Raw genomic sequence first — 16,661 nt, forward strand, 5'->3', positions numbered from 1 at the left:
AAAATTAGAATTTTACTAAAGGATTTAAATCATAAATATGGCAATTCAAACTGGTCGAAAACCAATTAAGGAAAATGGAGTGGAGAAGACTCTCCTAAAAGGCAAATCACCTAAAACAGTGGCAGAAAACATAGTTTCTACTACTGATAGTAGCGATGCTACAATAAAGTTAAGTGAGTTGAGCAGCCTCAAAACCAAAAGTGATCTGCGCAATCTTTTTCAGAAAAATAACAGCGATGCAGCCAAAGTCATCGAATCGATCAGGTATGAAGAAGAACTTGAGAAATTGCAAATTGAATTGGTAAAATTGCAGCGGTGGATTCAGGCCAAGAATAAGAGGTTGGCTATTTTGTTTGAAGGTCGAGATGCTGCCGGAAAAGGAGGTACCATCCGCAGATTTACTGAACACCTCAACCCAAGAGCTATGCGTGTGGTTGCCCTTCCCAAACCTACTGAAGAAGAACAGGGCCAATGGTACTTCCAGAGATACACCAAACAGCTACCAAATCGCGGTGAAATGGTGTTTTTTGATCGCAGCTGGTACAATCGTGCCGTGGTGGAACCTGTGAATGGCTTTTGTACAAAAGATCAATACAATACTTTTTTGCATCAGGTGCCTGAGTTTGAGCATATGCTCCACGAGGATGGCATCACGATCATCAAGTTTTGGTTTTCCATTTCTAAAGATGAACAATTGCGCCGTTTCAAATCTAGACAAGCTAATCCCCTCAAACAGTGGAAGCTCAGTCCTGTGGATATGAAAGCTCAGGACATGTGGGATATCTACACTCAGTACAAGGAAGACATGTTTAGTAAAACGCATAATTCGTTCTCACCTTGGATTGTGGTCAAAGCAAATAATAAGCAGAAAGCTCGCCTGGAAAGCATCAGGTACGTTCTTTCAGTGATACCTTATGAAGGGAAAGACGAAAAAGCAGTATCTCTTCATCCGAATCCAAATATCATCACAAGATTCCACCGTAAAGCGTCAGTGGTAGATTAATCCCATTGTAATGGTGCAACTAGAAAAATAGTCACAAAAAAGATATTTAGCTTTTATTTGATGCTGGTTTCGGCAGCTTGATAAATGTATTTTGAGCTTTCGTCGGCACTTACATAAGCAACTATGCTCAAGTGACTGTCTTGCCATAAGATATTATCCTGTGGTACCGTAAAGCTATAGATTTTGTTGATTGCCGTTCCTGCAACAAATGGTCCGGTAATTTTTTCGCCGGGAACCGGTGTGATCAGCTTTCTCAATACATGATTGAATGTATAGTTTGAAATGATGCCAACCTGCTGATCCTTCTGGGAAGCAACAATGCCTGATTCTGTAAGCATTACATGAAAATGTAGATTTTCACTGATGTTTTGCTTTGGAGTAGCTATAAATTCAATTTGAAGATTTCGCGTAATTGAATCATAACTACGGTTGATTGAAAGTTCAATGATTGGTTTTTGATCCAGTTCTGACTTGAGAAACAAGCGCCAGGAATCTGGTTTGTCGAGGCGTATATAATCTTTGTTGGGAAATTTAAATCGATTGATCGAAGCTTCAGGTTTTCCAGTCCAGCCTCCAAGAAAATTTTCTATTGCCTGAGCATCGGGATTTGATAGTTTTACCTCACCTGAAACTGCAGGAGTACTTAAAAAATTGGAATGCACAGCAACAACAACTAGATTGTCAGGAAATTCCTCCAATAGACCATCAACAACAGCGGTACCGGCAGGACAATTTACACAACTTGCCCCTGTGAAATCTTCCATAAGGACTACTCTGCCTGAAGTTGGTTTGTTAGTGGGAGGAAGGGAAAGTTCTTTTTCCCATTGATTGCAAGAAATAGTCAGCAAACTACCAACTAGAACGAAAAGAATTGCAATATTTTTCATGTTTGTTGTTTTCGATTAAAATGTCGTATTTATACTAGCTCTGATACCACTAAAAGCTGGTTCTAATCTGCATATTCCTCCACTACAAACGATACCCTCGATTTGTTTAACGTATCTTACACCAAAACGCGTAGGACCATCAGTATAGACAATTCCCAAGGCCGGATAATGCAATGCTTTTTTTCCTTTAGTTGGCTGCGTATTGTACATGTCAGAGATTTCAAATAAAAAATGTGGCGCATAACCTATTTCGACCACACCATTCAACCAACTACCAATATCCGTTTTGTTATTCATATACTGACTTTCCACTCTGATGGAAGTCTTTCGATTAAATTTGTAAAGAAGTTCTGCAAATGGCGTGATGGTGTTCACATTTTCTTCTCCGGTTTCACCATAGTAAACGGCAATATTGTAAAGTTGGTGCTGAACGCCGGCGGTCAGTTGCCAAGAGTCGTCATTTTTATAAATGATTTCTCCGTAGATTTCATTGTACAATTGATTTTTGAAACTGTGGTCACGTATGTCTGAATAATTGACTCCAAAATTCCAGTGGTCACCCAAAGCATATTTCAGATCGACCTGATAGGCCATTTCACTGAGAAACTGTGTTGCGGGATAATATAATGCATTGAGCCTATATGTATTGATTCTCGCCATAGGTGGGATGAAATTGATCAAGCCTTTATTGAGGGAAAGCAAAGGTTCAGCGCGAAAATCCATTCCCAGTGTTTTTTTGGCTTCCAAAGTAAATCCAAGAGATTGGATTGTTCCAGATAAACTTGAATAAAAAACATACCCTTCTTTGGAGACTAATTTTCCAAGGGTACTGTTTCCTCTGGGTAATGATCTGATCGCTGTGGGATCAAAGTAGATATCCTTTGGTTTGAATGCTGTTTCAATGTACCAACTCAGATTTTTGTAGTTTAAAGTGTTGAAGATGGTAAACGCATTGGTATTGTAAAACGGAATAAACTGATCCACAGGTTCATAGCCAGCAACAATTCCGAGCAATTCTTCAGCCATTTCACTGGAAAGAGTACGGTTGACAAATCCGGCACCCGGTGAAATACTCCAGTTGACGGAGTCCCCTTTTGGTTGATAGAATCCATTGAATGCGAGTCCTTTAATGGAGGATCTGTAGGATGAAAATAAGTTCCTTTGTTTGCCAAAGAATCCACGAAGATTCCAGTCCGGAGTAAAATTCATTTTTGCGGCCACCCCGATAAGAGCATTGTCTATCAGTTGCGTTCGCTCTTCATATGCGCGATAAATGATGCCTGTGCCGATCTGGTCATAAATGTGTCCTGCCGATAAATCGAGTTTGTTTACGGATTTGGTGATGTACCACTGACCTATCCCCTGATCTGTGTATGAACCTTGGGGGTTTAGCAAATTGCTGTTGTTGAAAAGGTCAAAACGGATACCCCCATTGAATCCTGCATATGAGGCATTTAAGTTGAGCCAGGCTTCTCCGCCAAAAATTTGATGGTCATACTGTGGGATGTTAGCTGCACCTATCTGACTGTCTCTCAGGAAAATGTTGGCATTGGACTGAAAGCCACCACCCAGAATTAAATTTTCTTGTGCATCAATTTGATACAAAGAAAAAAATGCGCAAATAATGCCGATCAACTTGTTATACATACGTTAAATACATTAGCTACGTCAAAAGTAATTGAATTTTCTTCTCAGTTTTACGTTCAATCTGTATATTTAATTTTTCAAACCAATGAGTAAATACAACTTCGTTTTCGCACTGATCACATTCTTGGGAATGTCATTTGTACCTGTAGACAAGAAATTCCCCAATTTGAACTTGAAGACCCTTGAGGGCAAATCTGTTGAATTGAATAAAAGCTTTGCAAAAAATAAACTCACCGTTGTGAGTTATTGGGCTACTTGGTGCTCTCCTTGTAAAAAAGAACTCGATGCAGTCAAGAATCTGTATGATGGATGGAAAAAGGATGGCATTGAGGTCATCGCCGTGACAATAGACAATGCTCAGCAACTCAACAAAGTGAAACCACTAGCCAACCAGAAAAAGTGGTCTTACATCGTGCTTTCAGATGTCAACAGTGAAAGTTTACGTTTACTTAACTTTCAAACCATTCCGCAGACATTTGTCGTCAACAATATGGGTGAAATCGTTTACTCTCATTCTGGATATACTCCGGGTGACGAATTTGAACTGGATAAAAAGTTAAAGTCCTTACTGGGTAAGTAGAGATTTCTCTTCTCTTATTCTTCAAGATAGGTTTTGTTATGTGTATTTCTGGGAATCCGGGATGTTTCTGTCTAAAATAGACTAACTTTGGGTGTTTAATTGCTGTTTATAGCAAGTTCGTTTTCAGTGCTGAAAAAATTGCATCCGGATGTCTCTACAAAGTATTTCAGAATTGCTTGGAAATCAAGCAGAGTATTATCTGTCACACCAGTGTAATACCATTTCTAAAAATCAACTTCATCTGCCATCAGCTCATTTTATTGATGAAGTTTGGGCTCATTCCAATAGGAATTTACCCACATTACGCAGCTTACAACAACTCTATAACCATGGTAGATTGAAAGATACAGGCTATCTCTCTATTCTTCCGGTAGATCAAGGTATAGAGCACAGTGCAGGAGCTTCTTTTGCTCCCAACCCGATTTATTTTGACCCGGAAAATATCGTCAAACTGGCCATTGAAGGAGGCTGTAATGCCGTCGCGTCGACTTATGGCGTATTAGGTTCTGTAGCTAGAAAATATGCCCACCGCATTCCTTTTATCGTCAAGATCAATCATAATGAGTTGTTGACATATCCCAATAAGTTTGATCAAATACTTTTTGGAACTATCAAGGACGCTTGGGACATGGGTGCTGTGGGAGTTGGAGCGACTATTTACTTTGGATCTGAAGAAAGTGGCAGACAAATTGTTGAGATTGCCGAAGCATTTCAATATGCGCATGAATTAGGTATGGCAACAGTACTCTGGTGTTATATCCGCAATAATGCCTTCAAAAAAGATGGCAAGGATTATCACAGTGCTGCAGATTTGACAGGACAAGCCAATCACCTTGGGGTAACTATCCAGGCAGACATCATTAAGCAAAAACTCCCTACTTTGAACGGAGGTTATGAAGCTCTCAATATGGGAGGATCATCTTATGGTAAATTGAATCCGAAAATGTATACAGAATTGTCTTCAGACCATCCAATAGACCTTTGCAGGTATCAGGTCGCGAACTGCTATATGGGTAGAGCCGGTCTCATTAATTCAGGTGGGGAGTCAAAAGGTGCATCGGACCTTGCTGAGGCTGTAACGACTGCAGTGGTCAATAAAAGAGCAGGTGGGATGGGATTGATTTCAGGCAGGAAGGCATTTCAAAAACCTATGCCTGATGGTATCAAAATTCTGAATGCGATTCAAGATGTTTATCTGGAATCAGCCGTTACAATAGCATAAATCCATTTATTACAAGGCAAACCATTTCACTTCTTTTCTCCTCTCATTCATGGGGTTGAATCTGACTGAATCGATAATCTAGAATATGAAGGTATCATTATCCAAAGGCACGCGTGATTTTCTACCTCTGCAAGCACGGAGAAGGAAATATATATTTCAAACGATTGAATCTGTGTTTTCCAATTTTGGATACCAACCATTGGAAACTCCCGCAATGGAACAACTGGACACATTGATGGGAAAATATGGAGATGAAGGGGACAAGCTTTTATTCAAAATTATCAATAGTGGTGATTTTTTGAAAGATGCAGATGCCGGATTGCTTAGTGATAAAAACTCAAACGCTGTCTTGCGACAAGTCTCAGAAAAAGGGCTTCGTTATGATCTCACTGTTCCTTTTGCCAGAGTAGTTTCGATGAATCAACATCAATTTTCGTTTCCATTCAAAAGATACCAGATTCAAGCTGTATGGAGAGCTGACAGACCACAACGGGGAAGATATAGGGAGTTTTATCAGTGTGACGCTGATGTTGTAGGTTCAGGCAGCTTGGTATTTGAAGCAGAGCTGATGGAAATGTATGATAGGGTCTTTAAAATCCTACGGATTCCGGTGAAAATACAGCTCAACCATAGAGCCATCCTGGAGTCCTTTGCAATGCATCTGCAAAGACCTGATTTGTTTATCCCCATAACTACAGCTTTGGATAAATTGGATAAAACAAGTACCGATGAGGTAGCTCAGGATCTAGAAAAAGTAGGTCTAACTACCAGTGAAGCATCATGGATTTTGGCTCAGATCCAAAATAAGAAATTGGATGATTTTCATTTTCACGAAAACTCAACTAAAGGAGTCAAAGACTTGCAAACCGTATTTGATTTGCTAAGGCATTCCGGATTAAATAATGAAGTGATCTTTGAACCTACCTTAGCCCGAGGACTAAGTTATTATACCGGTTGTATTTTCGAAGTTCTTCCTGTAGGAATTAAAATGGGAAGTTTGGGTGGTGGAGGCAGATATGATAACCTCACAGGAGCTTTTGGTTTGCCTGGAATGTCCGGTGTAGGGATTTCTTTTGGGGCCGACAGAATCTACGATGTCATGGAAGAACTCCAGTTATGGCCGGAACATCTGGCACAATCCGTTCAAGCATTGATCATGCCATTGGACAGTTCAACCATAGAGTATGCTTTTTCGATTGCGGGTTTGTTGAGGAGCAATGGAATACCTACTGATTTATATCCGGAGGCTCACAAGCTTAAGAAGCAATTTGCTCATGCAGAATCAATAGGTGCGCGATTTGCAATCATCTTAGGGGAAAACGAGAAAAATAATCAACAAGTCAGTTTGAAAAATCAGAAAACTGGCGAACAACACATCATTGCGAAATCTGATTTGGTCACATTTATGCTTCATCAGAAATAAGATATATCACACCCAGAATCCGCTTAGATTATTTGATTTAAATTTTTGATGGTCCTTAAGATCAGGATATTCGTATAGCTTGAGAAATTAGCATAAGGCATTACCCAATTTTCAATATCTTGCTGCTTCAAAAATTTTGAAATTATGGAAAACGGCAAAACCAGCACCTTTAGACCATACGTAGACCCACATGTATCGATTGCTGAATTTACCCTAAAGTCCATTTTAATGGGTATACTTTTTGGGATTATATTTGGAGCATCTACAGTCTACCTCGCACTCAAAGCTGGATTGACCGTTTCAGCATCCATTCCAATCGCTGTATTGGCTATCAGTTTGGGAAAGCGATTTCTTGGAACAACAATATTAGAAAACAATATCATCCAAACTACCGGTTCGGCCGGGGAATCCATTGCAGCAGGTGTTGTATTCACTCTACCAGCATTTTTATTTTTGAGTGATGCATCAGTTGGAAATAACTATTTCCAGTATTGGACGATATTCACTTTGGCGACAATTGGAGGAATATTAGGAACGCTCATGATGATACCTTTGAGGAGGTCGTTGATCGTCAAAGAACACGAAAATCTCCCATATCCAGAAGGAACCGCTTGTGCGCATGTACTCATTGCGGGTGAGAAGGGAGGAGATTTTGCAAAATCAGCATTTCAAGGTCTCGGTTTTGCAATGATGTATGCGATTTTACAAAAAGTTTTCCATGTCATCAGTGAGTTGCCAACTTGGGGAACTAATCAAGCAAATAAGTACTTTCCTTCAGCTACAGTAGCTTCTGAAGTAACGCCGGAATATCTGGGAGTAGGATACATTATTGGTCCACGTATTGCGGGAGTACTTGTTGCCGGTGGTATTTTGGCCTCACTTGCTTTGATTCCTCTATTGGCTTATCTCGTCCCTGCTGAGACGATTGCACTTCAACTTTCTAAACTAAACCTCCTGGATATCAATCAGGTGAGTGAAAAATTTGGATGGGATCCGACGACAAAGACTATTCAGGAAACGGCGGAAGCCGTGTATAGGGCATATATTCGTCAGATCGGAGCAGGTGCCGTTGCTGCCGGAGGTTTTATCACATTATTGAAGACCATTCCCACTATTGTTTCTTCTTTCAAAGAAAGTATGAGTTCATTGAAGCAGGGTGCAGATGGGGCGAGCTTGCGTACCGAAAATGATCTTTCATTCAAAGTGGTGCTGATCGGTAGTTTGATACTTGTCATTTTGTTGGGAGTGCTACCACAAATACCTGGAGATTCTATTTTTAGTAAAATACTTGTGGGCATACTTGTCATCATTTTTGGATTTTTCTTTGTCACAGTATCGAGTAGAATAGTTGGAATCATTGGATCCAGTAACAATCCGATTTCAGGAATGACAATAGCGACTATCATGGCTACGGCACTGATTTTTATTGCTGTAGGATGGACAGGCAAGGTATATGAACCGATGGCTTTGGTGGTAGGAGGGATGATTTGTATCGCTGCTGCAAATGCGGGGGCGACATCGCAAGATTTGAAAACGGGATATTTGGTGGGAGCAACGCCGAGATACCAACAGTTGTCACTTTTTATTGGTGCGATTTTCTCCTCAATTGTCATTGGTATAACTGTCCAGTATTTGGACACACCGACCTCTGATATGCTTGCCAGAGGTGTTCATCATGCTATAGGGGAAAAGTATGCCGCTCCTCAAGCAACCTTAATGGCTACTTTAATCAAAGGATTGTTGAGTTTTAACCTGGACTGGACATTTGTTTTGGCAGGAGTGTTTATCTCTATTGTCATGGAACTGTGCGGTGTCAAATCACTATCATTCGCAGTTGGATTGTATCTCCCATTATCTACTACATTGCCTATATTTATTGGTGGCCTGGTAAAAGGCGTAGTTGACTGGAGAACGAAAAAGAATAAAGGTGAACTCGAAGATAGCGAACTGGGAAAAGGTAGCTTATTCGCTACCGGACTGGTCGCAGGAGGTGCTTTAGCCGGCGTGGTGGTTGCCATTTTGACCGTAAATGAATCCGTAGCTAATAGTTTGAAAAAAATCAGCGTAGAACCATTTTTGCACAATAGTTTTGGAATTGGTGGTTACCATTTGCTTGGTGTTTTGTTTTTTGGATTCATGGCTTGGGTATTGTATAAGATAGGGGTCGAAAAAACGAGGTAGTACTTTGATTCTACTCATGGAATCACTGAATTTGTACTCTCATTTGGTTGATAAGTTTATTTGCGAGCTTGGGATAAACCAAAGGTCTCCGTCAATGAGAATAATAAGCTGTTAATGCTTCGAAAATATATATAAATAGGGCGAAATCTTATAGATTTGCAGCCTGTTTTTTATTTTAGGGTTTTTAGAGTTATATATGTCCTATGGACAAATTGAAGCAATTATTTAAAGATAAAAGTAGCGCAGCAGTCAATGAGATCAAGCAGCTAGTCAAAGACCACGGTACAAGAGTCATCGATCAGGTTCAGATAGAACAGGTTTATGGTGGTATGCGTGGGATTAAGAGCATGATCTGGGAAACATCTTCTTTGGATGCCAATGCAGGAATCAGATTTCGGGGTTTTTCTATCACTGAGTTGAGGGAATTATTACCTAGAATTAATGGTGCTACGGAACCATTACCAGAAGGCTTATTTTGGTTGATGATTGCAGGTGAGATTCCTACTGAAGAGGATGTGAGATGGTTGAGTCAGGAATGGCAGCGCAGAAGCAAACTGCCTGAGCATGTGACTCACTTACTATCTCAGTTAGATTGCTCATTACATCCAATGACTCAGTTAAGTATTGGTATTCTTGCCATGCAATCCGAGTCGTTGTTTGCCCAAAAGTATGAGTCCGGTATGAAAAAGACGGATTATTGGGACATCATGTACGAAGATGTGATGAACTGTATATCAAGACTTCCTTTGGTAGCTGCATATATCTACAGAAAGTGTTTTCATAATAATCAGCAAATTCCGGCAAGAACAGATCTGGATTGGAGTGCAAACTTTGCACACATGCTTGGCATAGACAATCCGGAGTTTATGGATTTGATGAGACTTTATATGACTATCCACGCAGACCACGAAGGGGGAAATGCATCAGCTCACACAGTCCATCTTGTTGGGTCAACACTCAGTGATGCATACTTGTCTTTGTCAGCAGGAATGAATGCATTGGCAGGACCACTACACGGTTTAGCCAATCAGGAAGTAATGGATTGGATTTATGATCTCATAGAAGATCTAGGTACACGTACTCCTACCAAAGAACAAATCTCAGATTATGTCACCAAAACTCTTGCACAAGGAGTGGTGGTTCCCGGATATGGCCATGCGGTCTTGAGGTCACCTGATCCAAGATTTTTAGCCCAGAAGGAATTTGCAGAAAAACATTGTCCGGACGATGAACTCGTACAGATTGTGTGGAAAGTGTTTGAGGTTGTGCCGCCGATACTGGACAGCTTAGGAAAAGTAAAGAACCCTTGGCCAAATGTGGACGCCCATAGTGGTGCATTATTAGAGCATTATGGACTGAACGAACATAATTTTTATACGGTGATGTTTGGTGTGTCCAGAGCACAGGGAGTGTTAGCACAATTGTGCTGGGACAGGTCTTATAATTTACCATTGGAGCGACCAAAATCGCTTACATCCGAAGAGATCGAAAATTTTATTGCAAACTCAACGAATTAAATCATCAATATGAATTTCCCGGACGGATTACTATACACTAAAGAACATGAGTGGATCAAAATTGACGGAAATCAAGCTTTGATAGGAATCACTGATTTTGCTCAGTCAGAACTTGGCGATCTTGTATACGTAGAGATAGACACTATCGGCGACGTGATCGAAAGAGATGAAGTTTTCGGCACAGTAGAAGCCGTAAAAACCACATCAGATCTATTTATGCCTGTGACCGGTAAAGTACTTGAATTCAATCCTGCGATCAACGAGAATGAAGGAAACGACCCAACTTTGATCAACTCTGATCCCTACGGTGATGGTTGGATCATCAAAATAGAATTGACAGATCTGTCACAATTGGAGGATTTGCTTGATGCATCAGCTTATAAAGCGCTGATAGGCAAGTAAGACCAGAGTATAATATAAAAATGAAAGACATTGGAATCTGGGCGGTGGTGTGCACCATTTGGATTCTGTTGATGATTACCTTTGTATCCTTGCTTCCATCGCGGTCGATGGCAAGTATGAGCTGGATGGCTTTACTTGAAATGGATAAATTGGGGCATATGCTGTTTTATGCACTTGGAGCATGGTTGATGAATTTGAGCATACATGTGTATTTCAAAAAATCTTTAGTTTCCTCGATGCTATGGGCAGCAACAATCATGTCAGCTTATGGAATAACCATAGAGTACATTCAGGAAGGAATGGGATACGGTAGAACGTTTGATGGTTATGATGTTGCAGCAAATTGTATTGGTGTGCTTGTGGGTTCGTTAGTGATGTATGGATTTAAAATCATTTTTTCATTTATAAAAGCGGATGCATCTTAAATTGACATGTGTTCAAAATAAAAATTTAGCTTGTGACAGCAGAATTATTTCGCTTGTCAGATTATTATCAAAAAGATAAGGCAGCCAAAGAAATTGCCGGGATTCTGTCGTATCAGAACCAGTCACGAATTGTGGTGGAAGGTTTGGCTGGTTCGCGTGATAGCTTTCTCATCTATTCAAGTTTTCTACAAAGTCAAAAACCATTTGTGCTCATTGCGTCGGATAAAGAGGATGCAGCCTATCTGATGAATGACTTGGAGCAACTAATGCTCAGGAATGCATGCAGTTTTTTCCCGGATTCTTTCAAGCGTCCATTGCATTTTGAAGAGATCGATGCATTTCAAGTGCAGCAAAGGATGGAATCTCTCGAACAGATAGGTTCTGGATCAGCTCATTTATTGGTGACATATCCTGAAGCCTTATTTGAGAAAATAGTTTCGAAAAAAGCCATTGAGGAGGCAAAACTCAATTTTGTAAGCGGTCAGGAATTGGATATGGATATTGTGCTTGACCGACTTGCTTATTATGGCTTTGTCAGAGTAGATTTTGTTTATGAACCGGGACAGTTCAGTTTGCGTGGGGGAATATTAGATATTTTTAGTTTGGCGGCAGATCATCCGTATCGCATTGAGTTAGATGATGTCATCATTGAAAGCATAAGAAGTTTTGACACTACGACTCAGCTTTCTGTAAAGAATATAGGAAAGTTCACTTTGATACCAAATATTCATGCAGAATATGAACACGAAGAAAAGTTGAGCTTGTTTGAAGTACTTCCATCTGAAACAGTGATCTGGATAAAGGATGTATCTTCCACATTGGACACTCTCCAAAAATGCCTGGATGCGGCAGAACATTTTGGTGAAAAAATGATACATTATGATGAGGAGCTTCATGTCAAACTCATTCGGGAGAGATCATTTATTTTTCCCGGAGATATCATTAAAGCTTTAGATAATTTTTCTGTTATTTATTTTCATACTCTACCAACAAACCTCGGTGAGTTGAAGAAAGTAAAAGTCTCTTCGAGACCACAGCCTAGTTTTAATAAGAATTTTCAATATTTGATTGAAGATATTCGTACCCTTCAAGAAAAGAATTATACCTGTGTATTATTTACCAATAGCAGTGCACAAATAGAGAGATTTTATAATATTTTCGATGATCTGAAAGCAAATATTCAAATACTTGCGGAAGTAAAATCTATGCGAGAAGGATTTATCGATGATGAAATGAAAATAGCTTGTTACACAGATCATCAGATTTTCGGCAGGTTTCATGGATACAAATTAAAACAAGGATTTTCAAGGGATCAAGCCATCCATCTCAAGATGTTGAGAGAATTACAAACCGGTGATTTTGTCACACATATAGATCATGGGGTAGGGAGGTATGCGGGTTTGGAGAAAATTAATATCAATGGACAAATTCAAGAAGCTGTCAGATTAATTTATCGAAATGATGATATTTTGTATGTCAGCATTCATTCCTTGCACAAAATTTCTAAATATGTTGGTCAGGAAGGAACCGAACCCGTCCTGCATAAATTGGGATCTGATCAATGGAAGATACTCAAAGCAAAAACGAAGCAAAGAGTCAAAGATATTGCGAAAGAGTTGATCAAACTGTATGCAGAACGTAAAGCTTCTCATGGTTTTGCTTTTAGTCCCGATAATTATATGCAAGCTGAGCTGGAAGCCTCATTTATTTATGAGGATACACCGGATCAATACAAGGCGACATTGGATGTAAAGGGAGATATGGAAAAAGATTGTCCAATGGACAGGTTAATCTGTGGTGATGTCGGTTTTGGGAAAACAGAAGTAGCGCTAAGGGCAGCTTTTAAGGCGACACAAGATGGAAAACAAGTAGCTATTTTGGTGCCAACAACGATATTGGCTTTGCAGCATTACAGAACTTTTTCGGATCGTTTGAAAGATTTTCCGGTGGATATCGATTATGTATCAAGATTTCGCACAACCAAAGAAAAAAATCAAATTTTGAAAAAACTCAAGGAAGGAACACTTGAGATTATCATCGGGACGCACAGTCTTCTGAATAAAAAAACAGAATTCAAAGATTTGGGCCTACTTATCATAGACGAGGAACAAAAATTTGGTGTAGCCTCCAAAGAAAAGCTCAGACAATTTAAAGTCAATGTAGATACACTTACGCTGACTGCAACGCCTATTCCCAGAACATTGCAGTTTTCTCTGATGTCGGCAAGAGATTTGAGCGTGATCAATACTCCTCCTCCCAATCGTCAGTCAATACATACGGAGAGAAGGGTGTTCAACGATGAATTGATTCGCGATTCTATCATGTATGAAGTATATAGAGGTGGTCAGGTATTTTTTGTACATAACAGAGTAAAAACGCTGGCAGAAGTTGCCACAATGATCAAGCGTTTGTGTCCGGATGTGGATGTGGAAGTAGCACATGGTCAACTGGAAGCTGACAAATTGGAGGAAGTGTTATTGCGTTTTATTGACCACAAATTTGATGTGCTGGTTTGTACAAATATTATAGAAACTGGATTGGATATTCCAAATGCAAATACGATCATCATCAATAATGCACATCAGTTTGGACTCAGCGATTTACATCAGTTGCGTGGTAGGGTGGGACGATCGAACCGCAAGGCATATTGTTATTTATTTGCTCCGCCTTCGTCCGTTTTGACGATGGAAACTAGAAAGAGATTGAAGACCATCGAAGAATTTTCAGATCTGGGAAGTGGATTTCACGTGGCGATGCGAGATTTGGATATCAGAGGAGCCGGAAACTTGCTGGGAGGAGAACAATCCGGTTTTATTTCTGATATCGGATATGAAACTTATCATAAAATTCTTGAGGAAGCTATTGATGAGCTGAAAGAAAATGAATTCAAAGAAAGTTTTGCAGCACCTCCGCAAATCCTCAAACAGTATGTACGCGATGTGTCGATAGATACAGACGTGGAGATGCATCTACCGGATGAGTATATTTCGAATACTCAGGAAAGATTAATTCTTTATCAACAGTTGGATAAAATCAAAGATGAGGCAGGAATAGAAAAATTTGTGACTTCTTTGAAAGACCGATTCGGTCCTGTACCTAATGCGGTGAACGAATTGTTTCAAGGTCTCAGATTGCGATGGATTGCAAAAGAAATGAATTTTGAAAGGGTCGTTTTGAAAAAAAATAAATTGCAATGTTTTTTTATATCTAATCCCAGTTCCGCATTTTTCGAATCGACTTATTTTCAAAAACTTGTTGAGACAATATCAAAGGAAGGTATTCAACTTAAATTTACGCTCAAACAATCCAATCAACTTTTGATTTTAATTCGTGAAGAAGTAAAGCATCTGAACACTGCAATACAAATTCTTCATCATTTGCATCAGTTCATTCAGGATAAGATTTAGAATTAACGACCTTCCTGCTCCAACCAGTTGGTTTGGTATTTCAAGATTTTCAATATGAGATAAAGAGTTAGACTGCTTACGAATAAGCAGAACCAAATGTTGTTCCAGTAAGACAATTCAGGATGAAGGGCCCAAATGTGGAAAGCATAAAAGACATAAAATAAGCCGAATAAGGCAGCAATTCCATTCTTCTCTTTCTTCAATACTTTTTTCCAGCTAAAGCTCAAATTCGGAGAGGCCATGTTTCCTAATTTCGGGACAAATGCTGGTACACTTGCAGCCCATTTTAGGTATTGTTCACCGAATTTATTTCTTAGAAAATGCTCTTCCGCAAACATTATCCTTTCGTAATATAACCAGTATAATAACACAAATGAGATCACAAACCACAAGTGACCGGTAATCATAGCAAGTCCTAAGTACATTAAAAAATTTCCTAAATAAAGCGGATGTCTCACCAAACTATAAATTCCAGTTTGATTTAAAGTGTCAGCAAGCTGACCTTCACCTGTATTTCGACCTGAAGTGTTTTTGGGTGTATGTCCTACGGTGTACACTCTGATGATCAACCCAAGTAATGAAACTCCGAGGCAAAGCCAAGGGTAATACCCGTGAAAATTATCCAATCCGGTGTGGAGCTGAAAATAGTATAAGACCAATGCAGCAATGAGAATTATTATTGGTATATAGCTCCTGTAGCGAAATAATATGTTTCCCTGTGAATTGAATTCTTCAATCAATGCCATGATCTGAGATTATAGAATTTGCGTGGAATTATTTTTGGTAATCGTTCAGTAAATAATCTATCGTTCCTATCACTTCCGGTTTGTCACATGGTAGGGTTTTGGCCATTTTCAATATTTCAATTGCTTTTGCACGTTTTTTGTTTTCATCTAATATGAGAGCATAATTGAGATATTGATGCGCCTGTCCTCCATTTTCCATAGCTTTTTTAGACCATTTTTCTGCTGCAGACATGACCATTGTATTTCCCTTAAAGTATTTTAAAGCGGTTTGTGCGGTTTCATATAACTTTGTAGCATCGTTTTTTGCAATTTTAGAAACATAAGTTTTTGCACTTTTTACAAAAGACTTTGCTTCGCCGGTTTCTGAATAATATTGCACATTGGTTTGTAATGTAAACAACTGTTGCTTTTCAGGAAAATGTTTCATTTTCGCCTGAGCTTCTTTCAATAATTCAATGTTTCTATATTCGAGTGATTTCTTGAAGGTTTTTTGACAACAATTATAAACTTTTGTTTGAAAAACGGTAAGTGTCTTATCTCTAATAATTTCGTTTTTGTATTGAATCAGGTAATCAAAAATCTTAGAATCAGCTTCGGTTGCAGCTTCTGTGATGATATCAATATTTTCTTTTGTCGAAAGATCAGGCTGCGATGCGAGGTAATCATTTGCTACTTTCAATGAAGATTTGTCAGACCGATTGAGGGCTCTTATATAATTCAAAACAGTTTTTGGATCCCTTTTTCCTTCATTATACATTTTTTCAAAATCCTCTGCTCGACCTTGTTTTTTGAGCGCTTCCTTGCCAAGCTCTATGAAAGCTTCAGGTGGCCTGCCTCCTGAGGAGCGATGGACTATTTTGCCATTGAAGTCGATGTAAAGCAAAGTGGGGTAAGAAGCTACACTATATTTACCGCTTAAAGTGGGGCCTTCTCCTTTTTCCATGTCAACTTTTAAGTTGATGAAATTTTGGTTGTAAAAATCACCCACTGCAGGATCAGGAAAAACGTTCGATGACATTCTCCTGCATGGACCGCACCAGGTGGTGAATGCATCCATGAAGATGAGTTTGTCTTCAGTTTTTGCTTTATCCAACGCTTCTTGAAAGCTTCCTTTGAAAAATTCGATACCAGACTCTTGAGCGTTGAGTCCAAATATCGTGGAGCTCATGATAAAGAGACTGAAAATCAGTTTAATATCCCGAATTACCATAAATAGAATTT

At 39.3% G+C, this 16,661-nt stretch carries 13 protein-coding genes; 9 read left to right on the forward strand and 4 right to left on the reverse strand.

The genetic code is table 11. The features are described 5' to 3' along the window. The first annotated feature begins 37 nt into the window (after nt 1–37). Complete coding sequence (gene ppk2 / locus IPI99_06315) at nt 38–1,003, forward strand: polyphosphate kinase 2 (protein ID MBK7340124.1); 966 nt, start codon at nt 38–40, stop codon at nt 1,001–1,003. 53 nt (nt 1,004–1,056) lie between these two features. On the opposite strand, the gene IPI99_06320 is transcribed toward ppk2, so the two are convergent. Next, nucleotides 1,057–1,890, reverse strand: coding sequence for an Omp28-related outer membrane protein (locus IPI99_06320; protein MBK7340125.1), 834 nt, complete (start codon nt 1,888–1,890; stop codon nt 1,057–1,059). 15 nt (nt 1,891–1,905) lie between these two features. After that, nucleotides 1,906–3,537, reverse strand: a complete 1,632-nt coding sequence (locus IPI99_06325; protein MBK7340126.1) for a hypothetical protein — start codon at nt 3,535–3,537, stop codon at nt 1,906–1,908. Between the two features lie 85 nt (nt 3,538–3,622). On the opposite strand from IPI99_06325, the gene IPI99_06330 reads away from it, so the two are divergent. The 8 genes from IPI99_06330 (at nt 3,623) to mfd (ending at nt 14,694) form a co-directional block, all read left to right on the forward strand. Beyond that, entirely contained in the window at nt 3,623–4,117 is a 495-nt protein-coding gene (locus IPI99_06330) for a TlpA family protein disulfide reductase (protein MBK7340127.1), read from the forward strand. Between the two features lie 148 nt (nt 4,118–4,265). Beyond that, nucleotides 4,266–5,339, forward strand: a complete 1,074-nt coding sequence (locus IPI99_06335) for a class I fructose-bisphosphate aldolase (GenBank protein MBK7340128.1) — start codon at nt 4,266–4,268, stop codon at nt 5,337–5,339. An 85-nt stretch (nt 5,340–5,424) separates the two neighbouring features. Further along, on the forward strand, nt 5,425–6,762 hold the full coding sequence (locus IPI99_06340; GenBank protein ID MBK7340129.1) for a histidine--tRNA ligase: 1,338 nt from the start codon (nt 5,425–5,427) through the stop codon (nt 6,760–6,762). A gap of 144 nt (nt 6,763–6,906) precedes the next feature. After that, nucleotides 6,907–8,943: an oligopeptide transporter, OPT family gene (locus IPI99_06345; protein MBK7340130.1), complete on the forward strand. Its 2,037-nt coding sequence runs from the start codon at nt 6,907–6,909 to the stop codon at nt 8,941–8,943. A gap of 203 nt (nt 8,944–9,146) precedes the next feature. Then, nucleotides 9,147–10,460 carry a citrate (Si)-synthase gene (locus IPI99_06350; protein ID MBK7340131.1) on the forward strand — a complete coding sequence of 438 codons (1,314 nt, stop codon included), beginning with the start codon at nt 9,147–9,149 and terminating at the stop codon, nt 10,458–10,460. A gap of 9 nt (nt 10,461–10,469) precedes the next feature. Then, complete coding sequence (gene gcvH, locus IPI99_06355) at nt 10,470–10,862, forward strand: glycine cleavage system protein GcvH (GenBank protein ID MBK7340132.1); 393 nt, start codon at nt 10,470–10,472, stop codon at nt 10,860–10,862. A gap of 20 nt (nt 10,863–10,882) precedes the next feature. Next, the gene (gene vanZ / locus IPI99_06360; protein MBK7340133.1) at nt 10,883–11,287 is read left to right on the forward strand and encodes a VanZ family protein; all 405 of its coding nucleotides are present in this window, start codon (nt 10,883–10,885) and stop codon (nt 11,285–11,287) included. A 53-nt stretch (nt 11,288–11,340) separates the two neighbouring features. Beyond that, complete coding sequence (mfd, locus tag IPI99_06365) at nt 11,341–14,694, forward strand: transcription-repair coupling factor (GenBank protein ID MBK7340134.1); 3,354 nt, start codon at nt 11,341–11,343, stop codon at nt 14,692–14,694. A gap of 2 nt (nt 14,695–14,696) precedes the next feature. On the opposite strand, the gene IPI99_06370 is transcribed toward mfd, so the two are convergent. Beyond that, a complete protein-coding gene (locus IPI99_06370; GenBank protein MBK7340135.1) occupies nt 14,697–15,440 on the reverse strand; it encodes a DUF1295 domain-containing protein in 744 nt (247 codons plus the stop codon). A 28-nt stretch (nt 15,441–15,468) separates the two neighbouring features. Further along, entirely contained in the window at nt 15,469–16,608 is a 1,140-nt protein-coding gene (locus IPI99_06375; protein ID MBK7340136.1) for a DUF255 domain-containing protein, read from the reverse strand. Nucleotides 16,609–16,661: the final 53 nt, after the last annotated feature.

The organism is Saprospiraceae bacterium (assembly GCA_016710235.1).
Classification (GTDB): domain Bacteria; phylum Bacteroidota; class Bacteroidia; order Chitinophagales; family Saprospiraceae; genus Vicinibacter.